This window comes from Nostoc sp. ChiSLP03a (assembly GCF_034531215.2).
In the GTDB taxonomy this organism is placed as follows: Bacteria; Cyanobacteriota; Cyanobacteriia; order Cyanobacteriales; family Nostocaceae; genus Nostoc.
On record NZ_JAVRBQ020000125.1, the window covers coordinates 1 to 17281 of the forward strand.

The 17281-nt window shown below is 42.0% G+C and carries 9 protein-coding genes; 4 read left to right on the forward strand and 5 right to left on the reverse strand.

Annotation, left to right across the window (positions count from 1 at the left end; translation table 11 throughout):
- Positions 1-317: 317 nt before the first annotated feature.
- The 5 genes from RMY32_RS20325 to RMY32_RS20345 form a co-directional block, all read right to left on the reverse strand.
- Complete coding sequence (locus tag RMY32_RS20325) at positions 318-3941, reverse strand: response regulator (protein ID WP_322714931.1); 3624 nt, start codon at positions 3939-3941, stop codon at positions 318-320.
- Between the two features lie 813 nt (positions 3942-4754).
- Entirely contained in the window at positions 4755-5666 is a 912-nt protein-coding gene (locus RMY32_RS20330; protein ID WP_322714932.1) for a hypothetical protein, read from the reverse strand.
- Between the two features lie 68 nt (positions 5667-5734).
- Entirely contained in the window at positions 5735-6013 is a 279-nt protein-coding gene (locus tag RMY32_RS20335; RefSeq protein WP_322714933.1) for a GlsB/YeaQ/YmgE family stress response membrane protein, read from the reverse strand.
- 490 nt (positions 6014-6503) lie between these two features.
- Entirely contained in the window at positions 6504-7364 is an 861-nt protein-coding gene (rsmI, locus tag RMY32_RS20340; RefSeq protein WP_322714934.1) for a 16S rRNA (cytidine(1402)-2'-O)-methyltransferase, read from the reverse strand.
- A 218-nt stretch (positions 7365-7582) separates the two neighbouring features.
- Positions 7583-9643 carry a heavy metal translocating P-type ATPase gene (locus tag RMY32_RS20345; protein WP_322714935.1) on the reverse strand — a complete coding sequence of 687 codons (2061 nt, stop codon included), beginning with the start codon at positions 9641-9643 and terminating at the stop codon, positions 7583-7585.
- Positions 9644-9766: 123 nt separating this feature from the next.
- On the opposite strand from RMY32_RS20345, the gene RMY32_RS20350 reads away from it, so the two are divergent.
- From RMY32_RS20350 to RMY32_RS20365, 4 genes are all read left to right on the forward strand, one after another.
- A complete protein-coding gene (locus RMY32_RS20350; protein ID WP_322714936.1) occupies positions 9767-10885 on the forward strand; it encodes an ATP-binding protein in 1119 nt (372 codons plus the stop codon).
- Positions 10872-11423, forward strand: a complete 552-nt coding sequence (locus tag RMY32_RS20355) for a hypothetical protein (RefSeq protein WP_322714937.1) — start codon at positions 10872-10874, stop codon at positions 11421-11423. Before RMY32_RS20350 ends, RMY32_RS20355 begins: the two co-directional genes overlap by 14 nt.
- A 3-nt stretch (positions 11424-11426) precedes the next feature.
- Positions 11427-12533 (forward strand): precorrin-8X methylmutase, encoded by a 1107-nt coding sequence (locus tag RMY32_RS20360; protein WP_322714939.1) that lies wholly within the window; start codon positions 11427-11429, stop codon positions 12531-12533.
- A 453-nt stretch (positions 12534-12986) separates the two neighbouring features.
- On the forward strand, positions 12987-16946 hold the full coding sequence (locus RMY32_RS20365; RefSeq protein WP_322714938.1) for a DUF4912 domain-containing protein: 3960 nt from the start codon (positions 12987-12989) through the stop codon (positions 16944-16946).
- Positions 16947-17281 lie beyond the last annotated feature (335 nt).

Sequence of the window (17281 nt, forward strand, 5' to 3'; positions counted from 1 at the left end):
AGATGAACTAGAAGCTTTGTTACTACTTCGTTGTCAAGAACTAATGAAACAACATGATTTAATCTCTGGTTTAACTTGCTACTACTGGTGGCCAAAAACAAGGGCAGCTTAATTATAAGTGTTCATCCAAACTTGATATAATACATTATTTATCGTATAACAATAAAATTATTACATTTTTAATTGAAGACGATCAATTTAATGGAATATACATAAGGTATCTTGAAAGAATGGGAGTTCCTGTTTTTGAGGATTCTTTAGAATGTGATGAGTATGGAAAAGCCCTCTTAGAAAAAGCTAATAAAAAACATAACTCTTTACCGATACAGCCAAACCCGGAGTAGTGAAAGCAGTTGCTCGGTATCTACAGGTTTGGTGATGTAGTCAGAGGCTCCAGCTTCGATGCACTTTTCTTTGTCACCTGGCATGGCTTTGGCAGTTAAAGCAATGATTGGTAGTGAGCGAAACTGTTGTTGTTGGCGGATGGCGCGGGTGGTTTCGTAACCATCCATTTCCGGCATCATGATATCCATCAATACTATATTAATTTCAGGATTAGCTTGCAGTCTTTCTATGCCATCTCTGCCATTTTCGGCAAATAGTACTTGCATTTGATAGCTTTCTAAAAAGCTGGTCAGGGCAAAAATATTTCTGAGGTCATCATCTACAATCAAAATTTTCCGATTAGCCAGCACCGGGTCAGTTTGATGGAGTTGCTCTAACATTTGCCGCTTTGGTGTGGGCAAATTTGCTTGCACCCGATGCAAAAATAAGGCAGTTTCATCTAACAACCGCTCTGGCGATCGCACATTTTTAATAATAATTGTTTCTGCTAGTCCCCGCAGCTGGGTTTCTTCTTGTCGGCTGAGTTCTTTACCGGTGTAAACAATTATCGGCAGTTTCAAAAGTTTGGGTTCAAGTTTTATCTGCTCTATTAGGGCAAACCCGCTCATATCGGGCAGACCGAGATCCAGTACCATACAATCAAAGTGATGCGATCGCAAAATCGCGAGAGCTTCTGCCCCTGTACCGACTGCTGTACTCTGGACATCGCCGTTACCAATCAGTTCGATAATACTTTGGGCTTGTACGGGGTCATCTTCTACAATTAAGAGATTTCTTACCTGACGCTCAATAAAGCCTTTAATCTCAGTCAATACCTGAGTTAGAGCTTCTGGAGACACAGGTTTTTGGAGATAAGTAATTGCTCCTAGCTGTAATCCCCGTTGTTGTCTTTCATCAACAGAAAGTATGTGTACTGGTATATGCCTGGTATCTGGTTTATGCTTCAGACGATCCAGCACCGTCCAACCATCCATCTCTGGCATGTGGATATCTAGCATAATCGCATTAGGTTTAAACTGTTCTGCCAGTGCTAGACCTTGTTTGCTTTGTAAAGCAACAATAGTTTTAAAACCCTGCTGACGTGCCATATCTAGTAAGATGCGGGCGAATTTATCGTCATCTTCGATAATTAGCAAAATGCGATCGCCTGGTTGAATTATTTCTCGGTCATCTGGAATATCGTGGGGTAAGCTGGGAAGTACTTTCACTGATGGAGAGATGTCCACAGTTGTGGGTCTGTTTTCCACCATTGGCAGTTCTTTTATGGTTGATGCTGTGCGCATCGGGGTGGTTGGCTCAAGGGGTGGTGTGGTGATATTTTGACTATTCTTTTTCTGTTGTCTGGGCAAGTAAAGGGTGAAGGTGCTTCCCTGTCCTGGCTGGCTGAGTAGTTCGATTCTCCCTCCCAACAGTTGAGCTAATTCACGGCTAATGGACAAGCCCAAGCCAGTTCCGCCGTACTTGCGGCTAGTTGTGCCATCTGCTTGCTGAAATGCCTCGAAAATAATCTTCTGTTTTTCGACTGGAATGCCTATGCCCGTGTCGCTGACGGCAAAAGCGATTGTGGAATTATCAACTTGGAATATTTGTAACTTTACACCTCCCTGTTCTGTAAATTTAAAGGCGTTAGCTAAGAGATTTTTCAGCACTTGTTGCAGACGTTTGGAGTCGTTATAAATTGTCAGGGGTAACTTCTCATCCCGTTCAATGGTAAAACTGAGTTCTTTATTGTGGGCAACTTGCCGGAAAGTCTGCTCTAGAGATGTCTCCAAATCTGCAAGAGCAATTTGCTCAATATCGAGCGACATAGTACCCGACTCAATTTTGGCCAAATCGAGAATGTCATTGATTAATTCCAGCAAGTCAGTTCCCGCCGAGTAAATAGTCCGGCTGTACTCTATCTGTTTGTCGGTCAAGTTGTTAAGCGAGTTATCTGCCAGTAGCCTTGCTAAAATTAATAAGCTATTTAACGGTGTCCGCAATTCGTGGGACATATTCGCCAGAAATTCTGACTTATATTTGGAAGACAGAGCCAGTTGTGCAGCTTTTTCTTCCAAAGACTTCCTCGCTCGCTCGACTTCCTGGTTCTTGCGGGCCACTTCCCGATTTTGAACTTCTAACAATTCTGCTTTTTCTTCTAGCTCCTCATTTAGTTGTTGCAATTCTTCGTTAGATTGCTTGACAAGAAATTGTGATTCTTCTAACTCGTGCGCCTGTTGTTCTAGGCGTTGATTGCTTTGTTGTAGTTCTTCTTGCTGGGTTTGCAGTTCTTCTGTTAAAGCAACAGACTCTTCAAGTAGTTGCTGTGTTTGCAATTGTGAGGCGATGTTATTTAAAAATACACCCAGATTTTCACTCAATTGCTCTAAAAATGTTAGGTGCAACTGGTTAAAAGGCCCAAAAGAGGCAAGTTCAATTACAGCATTTACCTCTCCCTCAAATAGTATGGGCAAGACAATAATATTTAGCGGTGGTGCTTCTCCCAAGCCGGAAGTGATGCGGATATAATCACTGGGAACTTCTGTGAGGAGGATTCTTTGTTTTTCTAAGGCGCATTGTCCCACTAATCCCTCACCCAAACGAAACTGATTTGCTAGGTTTTTTCGCTCTTTATAAGCATAACCACTCAGCAACTTCAGCACAGACTGGTCGTTTATGGAGTCCATCACATAAAAAACGCCCTGTGATGCCCCAACTAGTGGTGCTAAATTCGACAATATCAGATTAGACACGCTTTCCAGATTTCGCTGCCCTTGGAGCATCTGAGTAAATTCAGCTAAGTTAGATTTGAGCCAGTTTTGCTCCTCATTTTTTTGAGTTGTGTTTCGCAGATTAACGATCATCTGGTTGAAGGTGCGCGTCAACACGCCAATTTCATCTTGGCGATCGCTATCTGGTAAACTTACTGATAAATCCCCATCCGCCATTTTTTCTGCCAAATCAGATATTTGCTTCAGGGGTACTGAAATATGTCTGGTCAGGGTAAATCCAATCAAAGCTAAGAGCAAAGAAAAGAAAGGAATACTATAGACAATGCTGGCGAGCGTTTGCCGACCAGCTGCTTGTGCTTTCTCAGAACGCTGTTTTAGCAGTGCATTCTCTTCATTTTTCATCGCCTGGATAACTTTCTGGATATTATCCATCAGTCGCTTACCCTGGTCTGTCAGAACAGCTTTTTGAGAAGCTTCTAAGCCTTGGCTTTGCCGTAGCTCTATGACATCTTTCATTACAGCCATTCTCTCGGTTAGTAGTGGCTGCAAAACATCAAGCCGATTTTGTTGGTTGGGGTTATCTGCCGTTGACCTTTGAAGTTCTTTAACTTTTTGATTCAGTACTTGAATAGCAGCGTTATAAGGTTCTAAATAGCGCTGTTCTCCAGTAATAATGTAACCGCGTTGCCCTGTCTCAGCATTTGTCAGTTGCAAGTTGAGGTCTTCTAGCTGACTTAACACCTGGTAAGTATGGCTTTCTTTGCCCGAAGTTTGAATAAGCTCATTGGTGCTTTGGTAGGAGATTAAACCAATGGTGGTCAGAGTTGCCAAACTCAAGGCAAAACTCACTCCAATCTTGGGTCCAATCTTCAAACGGTTTAACATTACTCCAGGCAGGTATTCAAATTATTTCTGTTTTTGAGACTATTTTAATTATGTTTTAGCTGTGCAAAATCAATGGGGGATATTTAGTTTATCTAGGATATACCTAATTTTTTGCACCCCAACTATTATCATTTGTATCCTAACTTTTTACAAATGTAAGGCACTTAAATAAGTATATAACTAAATACTAATATTTTTATCTAAGATTTTTACAAGAAGCTATTCAATAGTATAACTTATTTCAAAAGAAGCAATTACTTGATTATATTTTTAATTTAATATTGCCAGGAATAGGTAAAAATTTTTGCTTAGATTCTAAATTTAACATTAGCTAATAAATGATATCTTTAAAGTTATATTGTAATGGTTCAATAACTTTGAAATTAACAAAAAGACTGGATAGTAAAATTAAACAGCCTAATCGGTAAAATTCAATTAATTAAAACGTAATTTATCTAGACACTAGATATAGTGTATTTCGCAATTGGATATGACATCTATGCCATTATACATCAATCTACACAAACCGTAACCTTAGCGATCGCCAGCAGCATTCATTCCGCAGGAAAGTCAAGATTTTAAAAGACAACCTCTGAGCATAGTCGTAAAGCCTGCGGCATAGCTACGCTTCGGGCGCAGCCTCTCCGACAGGAGAAGTGGGGCAGGAAGGAAGAGAATTTTAGCCTGGTTAATTTTTCTTCACACTTACTTACCCATAGAAGTATATAATTTATACTACAAAAGTATTGTTAAAAATATACACGCACAATCATGGCGTGTCGAAAAATCTGTTGATATTAACTTAATATTTAACTAGAAGTTGTTAATCACCTGGCGATCGCTTCTAGCTGCATCAAGCTCGGATTGACTATAAATACTAAAATGTTGAACTTTGTTACTTTCTAAAATAGCTCTTGCACCTGCTACATAGATATCAGTACCTTTTAGTACTAATAAGTAATGACCAAGAGTCAGATGATGCTCATAATATTTAGTTAGTTCATCAGAAATTCCTAAAGTAGTATATTTATCTTGGGAACTGCTGATATTCACCCCAGAAATATCACTCAGATTGCTTGTATTTTTAACAACCATTGATATTTGACTCATTGGGAAGCCGGCGGTTTTCAATTCAGTAACCGCTGCTTGTGCATCTTGATGTTGGTAAAAAATACCAAGTGCATGTTTGTAGCGATTATTTGGGGTCGAGTATGGCTCAAAGACTCCCCATTGTTGAATATCGCGGCGATTAAAGATCCTCTTGGCAAGACGAATTTCTATGTCTATACCGGTTACTATCACCAAATAGTAACCTTTACAAACAAGATCGCTATAACCCTGTGCTTGCTTTTCAGAAATTCCTAAACTTAGGAACAAACTGGATAAACCACCTGCTAAAGTGGTAGCGATCGCTGTTACTTCCGCTCCGGCTAAGATGACTGGGCCTATACCAGGAATTACCAGGAGGACTATATCGACTGATAAGCCACTAGTACCCCCTAAAGTATCATTAGCAACGGCTCCAGCAGTATCTTTTAAGGATGTATTGCCAGTGTTTTCGATGATTTCAACACCAGCAATATCACTTTCTTCTTCTGTATTCCGTGCAATAACAGAAACTTTGTGCATTGGAAAATTAGAAGCTTTTAGTTCCTGAAGTACCAATTGTGCATCGGAATACCCAGCGAAAACTCCTATAGTTCTTCGCTCTTTCTCTAATGTCATTTTACTGGTTTATTGCAGCTAGAAGTGATTCCCAAGATTGTTACCTCAATTTGAGGTATTTGAGGTAATTACACAGCGCGACGAGTCAGTAAACCCCAAAGGAAAATTAGTATCATTGCACCAACAACAGCAAATAAAATACTTCCTAGAGATAAAGCTCCGGCAGATGCAGCTGCTGCCGAACCACTTCCTAGTAATACTTGACCCAAATAACCACCGAATACGGCTCCAAGGATTCCTAATATAATGGTAGAGATAATACCGCCACCTTGGGTTCCAGGATAAAATAACTTAGCTAACGCACCTGCGATTAAACCCAAAACCAACCAAGCAATAATGTTAGTCATCGAATTTCTCCTTCACTAAAAATCTGCTTTATTTGCATTTGACTATTTCATATTAAAGTTTGCTTCTAAAATTTCCGATCTATCTAAAGAACTAATATCATAAATCTTTAGACATCATTTGAATATTCGCCAAGTCATCTTTGAGGATGAATATACAAATTAGTCACATTCTGTACATTCAACTATTTGTATAGCAGTTCTATTTGACATCATACAAGATGTAGATAAGGAAGCTAACCGCATTCTATATGAGAGACGACGTGTAGCTTGCTTCCCTGTATGGGTAAGCGTAGGACTTCTTACAGAAGTGGGTTAAAGGGTAACGGTATGGAATTTTCCCTTCCCTTTAGCACCCCAACCGGAAAGCAAAAGTTACTTTTCAAGATATCTGTAGTATTTCGTAGAGAAGGACAGAAAAGGAAAAAAAAATAAAGAAATATAGACATTTCACATCTAGATTTTTAATTTTCAAAAAAGCGATATCAGCCGTTCAAGGTTCAGAACTGGAGACTATAGAAAGAGCTAGTTGATATAGTTGGCGACGGGGAAGGGAAGTAAATTTTGCTAACTGACGGCTAGCTTGCGATCGCGATATTCCTTGACTAATTAACTGTTTCAATTCGGCTATCAATTCTGCTTCTGTCAGTTGGGGCTGACTGGCTGGAATTCCCGCTACTACTAATGTATATTCACCTTGGGGTTCTCGTTGAGTGTAGTAAGCGATCGCTTCGGCAATTGTCCCCCGCCAAAATTCTTCATACAATTTAGTTAACTCCCGTCCTAGCACAATTTGGCGATCGCTTCCCCAAACTAGAGCTAAGTCTTGCAAAGTATCTCGCAAACGGTGCGGCGATTCATAGAAAATCAAAGTGCGAGATTCTGTTTGCAGAGATTCTAAATGTTCTTGTCTGTGTTGAGTTTTCGCTGGGAGAAAGCCTTCAAAGACAAATCGATCTGTTGGTAGTCCAGCTGCACTCAAAGCGGTAATTGCTGCACTAGCGCCAGGAATGGGAACTACAGGAATTCCCGCTTCAATGCAGGCTTTCACTAGTTCATATCCAGGATCGGAAATACCCGGCATCCCCGCATCACTCACCAGAGCGATCGCTTTATTATTAACTAAATGCTCTAATAATTCTGGAATACGGCTGGTACGATTGTGTTCGTGGTAACTCACCTGGGGTGTTTTAACTTGAAAATACTGTAGTAGTTTCCCAGTATGACGCGTGTCTTCCGCAGCAATGATATCCACAGTTTGCAAAATTCGTACTGCCCGAAAGGTGATATCTTCCAGGTTGCCAATTGGTGTACCGACAACGTAAAGTGTTCCTGGTTTTGGATCGGTTTGCATGAGCAAGAGTTAGGAGTTAAGAGTTAAGAAGTCAAAATAATAATTTACGTCTAATACGAATTGAGTATTGACCACATTTCATACTCAAATTTTGTTTTTTTGACCCGATGAGAGTTTCTAATTCATCAATTTCAGTGATTTTGGGTATTTATGGTTTTTTAAGACGCGATAAATCGCGTCTCTACATCTGGGTTTTGTTGCTTATCTTGCGTGCTATCTTATTTCAATAATCTTAGTCCACTAAGGGTAACTAATACTGTGGAACCTTCATGACCAATGACGCCGATGGGTAGGTTAATATTTCCTAGAAAGTTGCTGACTAAAAGCAACATAATGAAACTCAACGCTACAACTATATTTTGTTTTACTATGAGCTGCGATCGCCTGCCCAAATGCATCGCTACAGCAGTTTTTTCTAACCTGTCTGCCATCAGTACGATATCTGCGGTTTCTAATGCCACATCGCTACCAGATACTCCCATCGCTATACCCACAGATGCTTGCGCTAAAGCTGGTGCATCATTTATTCCATCGCCTACCATTGCCACTGTTTGATATTGTTGCTGTAAACGGCGGATAATATTCAGCTTATCTTCTGGTAGAAGTTGGGCATATACCCGATCGATTCCTACTGTTTTGGCGACACTATGAGCAGTTTCCTGATTATCCCCGGTTAACATGACAATTTGTTCAACTCCCAATTTCTTCAAGCGGGTAATGGTTGCGGCGGCTTCCGCTCTTACTTCATCTGCAAGAGCAATTACACCCATCACCTCTGCTCCTCTGCCCCCCTGCGCCCCTGCTCTTTTTCCTTTCTGTGCTACCCAAACCACAGTTTTACCTTGTTGCTCCCAAGATTGAGCCTTTTTTCGCAGTTCTTCAGGTAAATTTGTGACATACTGCTGCACAAAAACGGCATTACCCACAATTATTTGTTGTTCTTGAGCAATTCCCACAATTCCTTGTCCCGGTATGGCTTGCACTTGGATTGCATCAACCAAATCCAAATCGCCCTTCGGGTTCAACAGTTTCGACTCGACGGGAACCGCCTTTCCTTCTCTTCGAGAGGCTGCGCCAACGGAACGCTTCGCGAACGCGGAGCGTCTCGCAGAGAAGACTCGAACTGTTTCACCAGCCGCCTGTACAATTGCCTTACCGATGGAATGTTCTGAATAGGATTCCACAATAGCGGCAGCTTTTAACACATCTTGTTGCGTGTATTTACTAGTTGAAAATACCTGGAATACCTGCACCTGTCCTGTTGTGAGAGTACCAGTTTTATCAAATGCGATCGCTCGGACTTTGCCAATTTTCTCCAACTGCGCCCCATTTTTAAACAAAATCCCCTGTCTTGCACCATTGGCGATTCCTGAAAGCAGGGTGGGCATAATTGCAGCCATCAGCGCACAGGGAGAAGCCACCACCAGGAAAGTAAGAGCGCGATAAATTGTTGTTTCCCAATCCCAGCCCCAAAGAAATGGCGGTAAAGTTGCCAGTAATATCCCAGCTACTACAATGACTTTGGCATATCCTTTCTCAAAGCGATCGATAAACTCTTGGGAAGGAGGTGCTTCTGTTTTTGCTTGTTCTACCAAGCGAATTACACGCTGAATCAAGCTGCTTTGGGCTGGTTTGTGTACCTTAATCTGCAATGCACCATAGCCGTTGAGCGTACCAGCAAATACTTCTGCACCCACTGTTTTCTCTACAGGTAAAGACTCGCCTGTAATTGCAGCTTGATTGAGGGTGCTGTAACCAGATAAAATTATCCCATCAGTAGGAATTAGCTCTCCGGGTTTGACGACAATCTCATCGCCGACTTTTAGCTGAGCGATCGGAATTTCTTCTTCTCTTCCCTGAAGTAAAACCCTTGCTGTATCTGGTGTCAAACTCATCAAACTGCGGATACTCCGCTCAGTTCGCGCCATTGCATAGCCTTCTAATGCGCCACTGATAGCAAAGATCAAAATCAAAATTGCCCCATCAATAATTAGATGATATTCTCTTCGCCATAAGCCAAGACTAGCAGCACCAATGGCGGCGACAATCATCAGCAAATCTACATCGAGTTCTTTTTCTTTGAAGAGGGTAGTCAATCCTTCCCGCGCACTTTCATAACCACCAATTATATAAGCGGCGGGTAGTAGCAGGAACGCCAATCCCAACCAACCGAGATGCAAGGCGAACCATCCGAAAAGTAACAGCAAGCCACACAAAAGGGCGGCTACGGTATCTGCGTGTTCTCTGGTAAATTGACCCAAACGTTGGGGGTAGAGCATGAGAGGTGAATTAATAAGGACTCTCTCACGCTAAACCTTGACATTGATGTTAATGTCAAGGATATGGGAGTTAAGAATGAAAAGTAAAATCCTTTTACACTCCTGCATTAAGAGGAAAAATCTATGCTAAAGCGAATTTATATTGATAACTTTCGTGGGTTGGTAAATTTCGAGATGAATTTTGACTCGATTAACCTGTTTCTTGGTGGGAATGGTTCAGGTAAATCAACTGTTTTTGAGTCCTTGAGAAAAATTCAACACTTTTTAACTATTTATTGTGACGCAGGAGAAGTTTTTAAATCTTCTGACTGCACACGCTGGCAGACTTTACTAATGCAACGTTTTGAGTTAGAAATTTCTGGCAATGGTGGTGATTATAAATATGAGCTTGCTATTGAACATCATATGAAACATAATTGCCATGTTAAATATGAGCGTCTGTATTTCAATAATAATCTTTTATTAAATATTGAGAATGGTAAGGGTCAGCTTGCTAGAGATGATAATTCATATATGTCTGATTTTCCATTCCCTACCTCTCATTCTGCAATATTATTACTAATAGAAAGTGGCAATACCAAACTGAAATGGTTCCAAATGCGGATGGAACGATTAATTATTGTACAAATTATTCCTAGTTTCATGACCAATGGGAGTAAAAAAGAAGAGTTGCAACTGAATTGGAAAATGGAAAATTTTGCTTCTTGGTATCGGTATATTACTCAAGACGAAGCTAAAACAGCAGAGTTAATTAATGTGCTAAAAACATTATTACCTGGCTTTTTAGGCTTTAGATGGGAGTATTTAACCGAAGAGTATGTAACTCTAAAATTGCAGTTTGCAGATGAGGAAGATAAGACAAAAATTATTGATTATCGTTTAAGTGAATTATCTGATGGACAAAAAGCGCTTTTTGCTCTTTATACTTTTCTGTATTGTACTCAATCTGAAGACTATACATTATGTATAGATGAGCCAGAAAATTTTTTAGCCCTACCAGAAATTCAGCCCTGGCTAATTAAATTATATGATTTTTGCAGTGAAGAAAAATTACAAGCTTTGCTGATTTCCCATCATCCAGAACTAATTAATTATCTTTTAGCATCACCTATAGGTTATTGGTTTGAGCGTCAAATCAATAAACCTGTGAAGGTGAAAAAGATTAGTAATGAGTTGGCTGACAATACTGGATTACCCGTTTCAGAATTGATTGCGCGGGGATGGCTGTATGAGCCAGCGTAGAATACAGATTCTTGTCTTGTGTGAGGATAGGCAACAAGAGGTTTTTGCTCGTCATTTTCTAAAAATACGAGGCTTTAATGGAACAATCAGATTTTTACCTTGCCCAGATGGAAGCCAATCCGCAGAACAGTATGTGCGATTGTGTTATCCAAAAGAAGTGAAAGCATACCGCAGCAAGGCAAGCTACTTATCTATTGGGCTGGTTGTAGTGATTGATGCAGACAAAAAAACGGTAGAAGAAAGGTTGAAGCAATTAGATGATGCACTGAAAGAAGATTCACAGCAGATTCGCCAGCCTGATGAAGCCATAGCAATATTCGTGCCAAAAAGAAATATTGAAACTTGGATACATTATTTACGGGGACAGGCTGTTGATGAAGAAACAGAATATCCAAAATTTCCTAGAAATGAGTCAGCCTGCAAACCATCTGTAGAAAACTTGGTAAATCAGTGTTACCAAGGTTTGGATGAAAATGCACCGCCATCTCTTCAGGCGGCTTGTGAAGAGTTACAAAGAATTTTGCCCTTGTTGGAGTAAATGATGAATGCTGGTTGCTTAACTATTAAAGAACTCACTGATGCAGTTGGCGGTGGTTTAACTCCGCGGATGGTGCGACATTATCATCAATTGGGACTGCTACCGCAACCAGTGCGATCGCGCAGTAATTACCGTCTCTATACCAAAAAAGATGTTCTCCGGTTGCAACGGATTGTCGCACTCAAGCAGCAAGGGTTTCAGCTAAACCATATTCGCAATATTTTGGAAGTGGAACCAGAAGCCGACACAACGGTTAACCTGATGGGACAACTCCAGCAGCAATATCGGGCGGTGATGCAACAAATCTCCCAACTGCGACAAACTGCATCAGCATTAGAAGGATTATTGGGGCGCGATCGCCATTGTCAAATTATCCAGGCGGAAGTTTTGGCACAACTGAAGTTACTTGATGTCGAAACCCAAGCTGGATTGGGAGGATTGGAAAATCTCTGGAGTGGCTTGGATGCTGAAATTCATACCCACTCAGAAGCTTTTACTGAATCGCTACAACGCTTACTACCTGATTTGTCTCACCGTTCGGAAATTGAACAGCATTTAATTTCTCAGTTGGTTTTGGCTTGTGGCGATGTCAGTTTAGTATCCTTTGTGAAATTGAGTCGAGATGCGATCGCAGCTAGTCGAGAAGCTTTATCTGCAAGTTGTGAAATTGTTGTCGATACTCAAACGGTTACTGCTGCTTTAGATCAAACCCGATTGCTTCACTTAGGATGCCGCACCGAAACCTTGATTGATAACCCCCATATTACCACTGCCACTGAAGCAGAACTCGCCTTTTGGCAGCATCGAGAATGGCGAACAAAATTGCTGCAAGTAAGTAATGGTTGTGTGTTGATAGTTGGTTATGCTCCCTCAGTACTTCTGGAAGCTTGTGAAGCGATCGCTAACCAAAAAATTCAGCCTGCATTAGTAATTGGAATGCCCATTGGCTTTAGTCATGCTCCCGCAGCCAAGCGACAACTGATGCAACAAGGGATACCTTATATTACAGTTGAAGGGACTTTGGGAGGTGGTGCTTTAGCTGCAACTGCCCTAAATGCTTTGGTGGAGTCACTGATTGATAAGCCAGATTGTCATTGTTATCTCAAATAAGTGCTGAACAATAAGTATTCATTTAAGACAGTCTCAGTGAAACGAGTTTCAAAAACCTTGCATGAAAAAGCACTCAACACTTAGCACACAGAACTCATAACTCATAACTCAGACTCAGCACTACTAAAAATAATATTGTTAAATAATATTGAATTTGCTACACTTTACCAGTTTTAGTAATTCAATGATTCATAATCGCGGCCATCAACTACCAACTTGGTATAAGTTGCAATATAACTTAGAAGAATTTATAGTAAACAGACTTTGGAAATTAGAGTATAAATTATCATGCTATCCAAGCTAGAGCGAAGTATAAATCAGCATAAGTGCTTTGAAGTAATTAGAACTAAAGATAACTCAGATGTATAATTAGCCCGTCTCCTCCATTATCTTTATAAAGATCGCGATTTAGGACTGGCAGGCTTTCTATTTTTTACTTTAATTAAGGGGCTTATGTGGCAACAAGAAAAAAAAGATACTTTGATAGTCAGACTGTTATTATGGGTTGCTTTAGCTACAACCCCGATGGCAGCATCTCTGGTGATATCAGCACCGATGCTGGCACAATCTACACCTGAAGCTACCTCTTCGCCACTGCCACAAACAGTGCAGAATGAACCGATAGTGCGGATTGACGGTTCCAGTAGCTTGAGTGCAATCAACCAAAGCCTGAAAGAAAGTTTTGAAAAACAGTTTATTGGTAAAAAGGTTGAAGTTGCTGCTAACGGCACTGAGAAAGCGCTGAAAGATTTGCTAGATGGCAAAATTGATATAGTCGCAATGGGGCGCGGGTTGACGCCAGCAGAAAAAGCTCAAGGACTAGAACAAGTTCGTTTGCAGCGTGAGAAGATTGCGATCGTGGTTGGTGCAGAGAATCCTTTCAAAGGAAGCTTGACTAATAGACAATTTGCTCGGATTTTTCGGGGACAAATTACAAATTGGTCACAACTAGGAGGGCCTTCAGCCAAGATTCGATTCATCGATCGCCCGAACACGAGTGAAACTCGCAATACTTTTCGTACTTATCCAGCCTTCAAAACTGCTGAATTTGCTACAGGGGCTAATGCTACCCAAGTAAGTGACGATAATACCGCAGAAATCATCAAACAACTCGGCAAAGATGGTATCAGCTATGTGTTAGCTAATCAGGTGTCGAAGTTGAAAGATGTGCGAGTTCTGCAATTACATCAAGCCTTGCCAGCTGATGCGAGATATCCCTTCTCGCAACCTTTAGTTTACGTTTACAAAAAAGATCAGAGTTTAACTACAGTAGATTTTCTTGGCTTTGCCCTAGCACCCGCAGGACAGCAGGCTATAGAAAAAGGTAGAACTACCGAAGCCGAGGCGATCGCAGCCAGCGTCTTACAACCTGCTGTTGCAGCTGCTCCAGGTGCCGAAACGACACCAGTGCCTACGCCTTCCCCTAGTGCCACTAGTTCTGCATTTGGCGAACAGCCCTTTGTAGCTGCACCTACACAACAAAGCGCTCCAATTGTAAATAAAGAAACACCGTTGTGGTTGCTGCTACCTGTCTTTTTTATAAGTGTAGGTGGCTCTGCATTATGGTGGATTCTGAAAAAACGCCCATTGCCCACCGAGGAAACAAACAATTTACCAGCATCAAATCCTCATCCACCCAATGGAGAAACGGCAGCGCTTGATGCTGGCACAGTTTCCTCCCTGAATGGAACGACGCTGGAGGAACAGGCAGTACCGCACTTCCCAGAGCAAGAAAACCCCGATCGCACTCCTTTCAACATCTACGCTCAAACACAATCCGATCTGAACCAAAATGCTACTCAGGAGACAGCAAATTTAGTCCAAGAGACAAGTAATGGTACTTCTAACCTCTATGAAGGTGCGACATCGGGCGTAGCGAATGGCCCAGAAAAGAATAACTTAGGAGCCGCAGCTTTAGGTGGTGCAGCTATAGCCACAGGTATCGGGGCGGCTACTTGGTCTACCTTTAACAATAAAGAAAGAGAACCAAATGCAACTGATGAGACATCCGAACTAAATAATTATACGGAGACATACACTCCTGAGTCTGATGAAATTGCATGGGATATAGAAGCTCCGGCGGCTGTAGTCAATACTTCATATCCTTACCCAGGTAATATTCCAGAAGAGTTGTCTGATGTGGAACTGCCTTCATCTGAGGTGACAGCCCCACTCCCAGAATTACCAGATGTGCCACAAGCATCATCTGATTTTGGATACTGGGACACAGCAATTAGTGAAGATGAGGCAGAGGAGGAACTTCAGGCAGAATTGAACTGGCTAGAGAGTATCACCTCAACTGAAGATACAGCCTCAATAGATGATTTGCCCTTAGCGGAATCTGACGAAACGACAGCCGATGTGGAAGCATCAGAGACAGATACATCTTCACTGCTCGATTTACCGGAATTTCCAGAAGATGTATTGAGTCAAGATGCATTGAATGTGGTAGCGGATGCAGCCGAACCCACTTTAAATTTCCCAGAGTCAGAACTTCCTGCCGAGCCGACTGTTGGGGAAGCTAACTCTACAGATTTGGCCGCAGCCGCAGCTTTAGCAGCAGGCGCGGGAGTTGGCGCTTGGGCTAGCACTTTCGGAGCGGATACTCCAAATGAGACGATTGCAGTTGATGCTGATGAAGAAAGTAGTATTGTGCTTACACCGCATACTTATACATCGGCTCATGTCTCTTGGGAGATTTCCCCAGCCAAGAAAGCAGAACTGTGGCAACAAGGCGGTAGTCAATTGGTAGTGCGGCTGTATGATGTGACTGGCATTGATTTGAGTTATCAAACTCCGCAGCTGGTGAAGCAGTATGAATGTGCAGAGACAGCACACGATCGCGTTGTAGAAATTCCCCAGAGCGATCGCGACTACATAGCTGAAATTGGCTATATCGCTTATGGCGAACACTGGTTATTCATCGCCCGTTCTGCAATTGTTCGTGTCTTCAGTCCTGTTAATCCAGAACCCATAGTTGATGATCTGGCAATGGCAAGCGAAACAGCTATTGGTTTGGTAGATACTCAAGAAGAAAGCAGTATTGTCCTCACACCAGATACAGATACATCGGCTCATGTCGCTTGGGAGATTTCCGAAGCCAAGAAAGCAGCCCTGCGGCAACAAGGCGGCTCTCAATTAATCGTGCGGCTGTATGATGTAACTGGCATTGACTTGAGTTATCAAACTCCGGAGCTAGTAAAGCTGTATGAATCTGAAGAAACAGAAAACGACGGATTGGTGGACATTCCCCAGAGCGATCGCGACTACATAGCTGAAATTGGCTATCTTGCTGATGGCGATCGTTGGTTATTCATCGCCCGTTCTGCAATTGTTCGTATCTTCGGCCCTGTGAATCCAGATCCCGTAGTTGATGATGTCGCAATTGCGGATCAAGCGGATCGAACAGATGTTGATTTGGTAGATGTCCAAGAAGAAAGCAGTATTGTCCTCACATCCCGCACTTTCCAATGGGCTGAAGTCTCTTGGGAGATTTCCGAAGCTAAAAAAGCAGCACTGAGACAACAAGGCGGCTCTCAATTGGTAGTGCGACTGTATGATGTAACTGGAATAGACTTGAGTTATCAAAATCCTCAGTTTGTCCAGCAGTATGAATGTGAAGAGACAGCACACGATCGCTTTGTAGAAATTCCCATCAGCGATCGCGATTACATAGCTGAAATTGGCTATGTCGCTGATGGCGATCGCTGGTTATTCATTGCCCGTTCTGCGATCGTTCGTGTCTTTAGTCCGGTGCCCACAGAGCCGACAACAGATTCCACTGTTGAAAATGTTGTACCATTAGTCAGCGAAACAGCTATTGGCTGGGCAAATGTCGAAGCAGAAACAGCCCCAGAAGAAAGTAGTATTGTCCTCACACCCCGCACTCCCAAGTGGGCTTATGTCTCTTGGCACATTTCCAAAGCTCAGTCTGAAGCACTACAACAACAGGGCGGTTCTCAATTAGCAGTGCGGCTTTATGATGTGACTGGCATTGACTTGAGTTATCAAAGTCCTCAACTTGTCCAGCAGTATGAATCTGAAGAAGTAGCACGCGATCGCTTTGTGGCGATTCCGGTAAGCGATCGCGATTACATGGTTGAAATTGGCTATATTGCTGATGGCGATCGTTGGTTACTTATAGCTCGTTCCGCTAATGTTCGGGTATTCAGTCGTCCCCACGGAGATTTTTGGTTTGTCGCTGATGCTGAGTTAATTATTCACGGAGCAACTCAACCAAATACCAACGTAAACATTGGCGGTCATGCCATCAAAATCAAACCCGATGGTACTTTCCACCTACGTCTCCCCTTTTCAGATGGTTTAATGGACTATCTCATAACGGTAGCTGCTGATGGAGAATCCACAAGAACTATTCATAAGAAGTTCTCTCAGGAAACTTCCGAAAGCTAATATTAACCTGAGTTCGATGAACCCTCACCCCAGCCCTCTCCCATGGGGAAAGGGAGGAGCAACAAGAAATTAGGGTTTTGGCTCCCCTCTCCGTGTCGGAGAGGGGTTGGGGGAGAGGTCAAAAAAGGCTTGTCGAACTTACGTTAACATTACTCTGAGTTATCCCCTCTAACCCGATTTTCCCTTTTTAGGGAGTAATATCAAGTTCGGATGAACACTTATAATTAAGCTGCCCTTGTTTTTGGCCACCAGTAGTAGCAAGTTAAACCAGAGATTAAATCATGTTGTTTCATTAGTTCTTGACAACGAAGTAGTAACAAAGCTTCTAGTTCATC

What these genes read in the sequence shown, in the direction of transcription:
- RMY32_RS20330 (WP_322714932.1), bottom strand. Translation starts at nt 5,666, where the DNA reads ATGACATTAGAGAAAGAGCGAAGAACTATAGGAGTTTTCGCTGGGTAT.
- RMY32_RS20355 (WP_322714937.1), top strand. Translation starts at nt 10,872, where the DNA reads ATGAGCCAGCGTAGAATACAGATTCTTGTCTTGTGTGAGGATAGGCAA.
- RMY32_RS20345 (WP_322714935.1), bottom strand. Translation starts at nt 9,643, where the DNA reads ATGCTCTACCCCCAACGTTTGGGTCAATTTACCAGAGAACACGCAGAT.
- RMY32_RS20365 (WP_322714938.1), top strand. Translation starts at nt 12,987, where the DNA reads ATGTGGCAACAAGAAAAAAAAGATACTTTGATAGTCAGACTGTTATTA.
- rsmI (WP_322714934.1), bottom strand. Translation starts at nt 7,364, where the DNA reads ATGCAAACCGATCCAAAACCAGGAACACTTTACGTTGTCGGTACACCA.
- RMY32_RS20360 (WP_322714939.1), top strand. Translation starts at nt 11,427, where the DNA reads ATGAATGCTGGTTGCTTAACTATTAAAGAACTCACTGATGCAGTTGGC.
- RMY32_RS20350 (WP_322714936.1), top strand. Translation starts at nt 9,767, where the DNA reads ATGCTAAAGCGAATTTATATTGATAACTTTCGTGGGTTGGTAAATTTC.
- RMY32_RS20325 (WP_322714931.1), bottom strand. Translation starts at nt 3,941, where the DNA reads ATGTTAAACCGTTTGAAGATTGGACCCAAGATTGGAGTGAGTTTTGCC.
- RMY32_RS20335 (WP_322714933.1), bottom strand. Translation starts at nt 6,013, where the DNA reads ATGACTAACATTATTGCTTGGTTGGTTTTGGGTTTAATCGCAGGTGCG.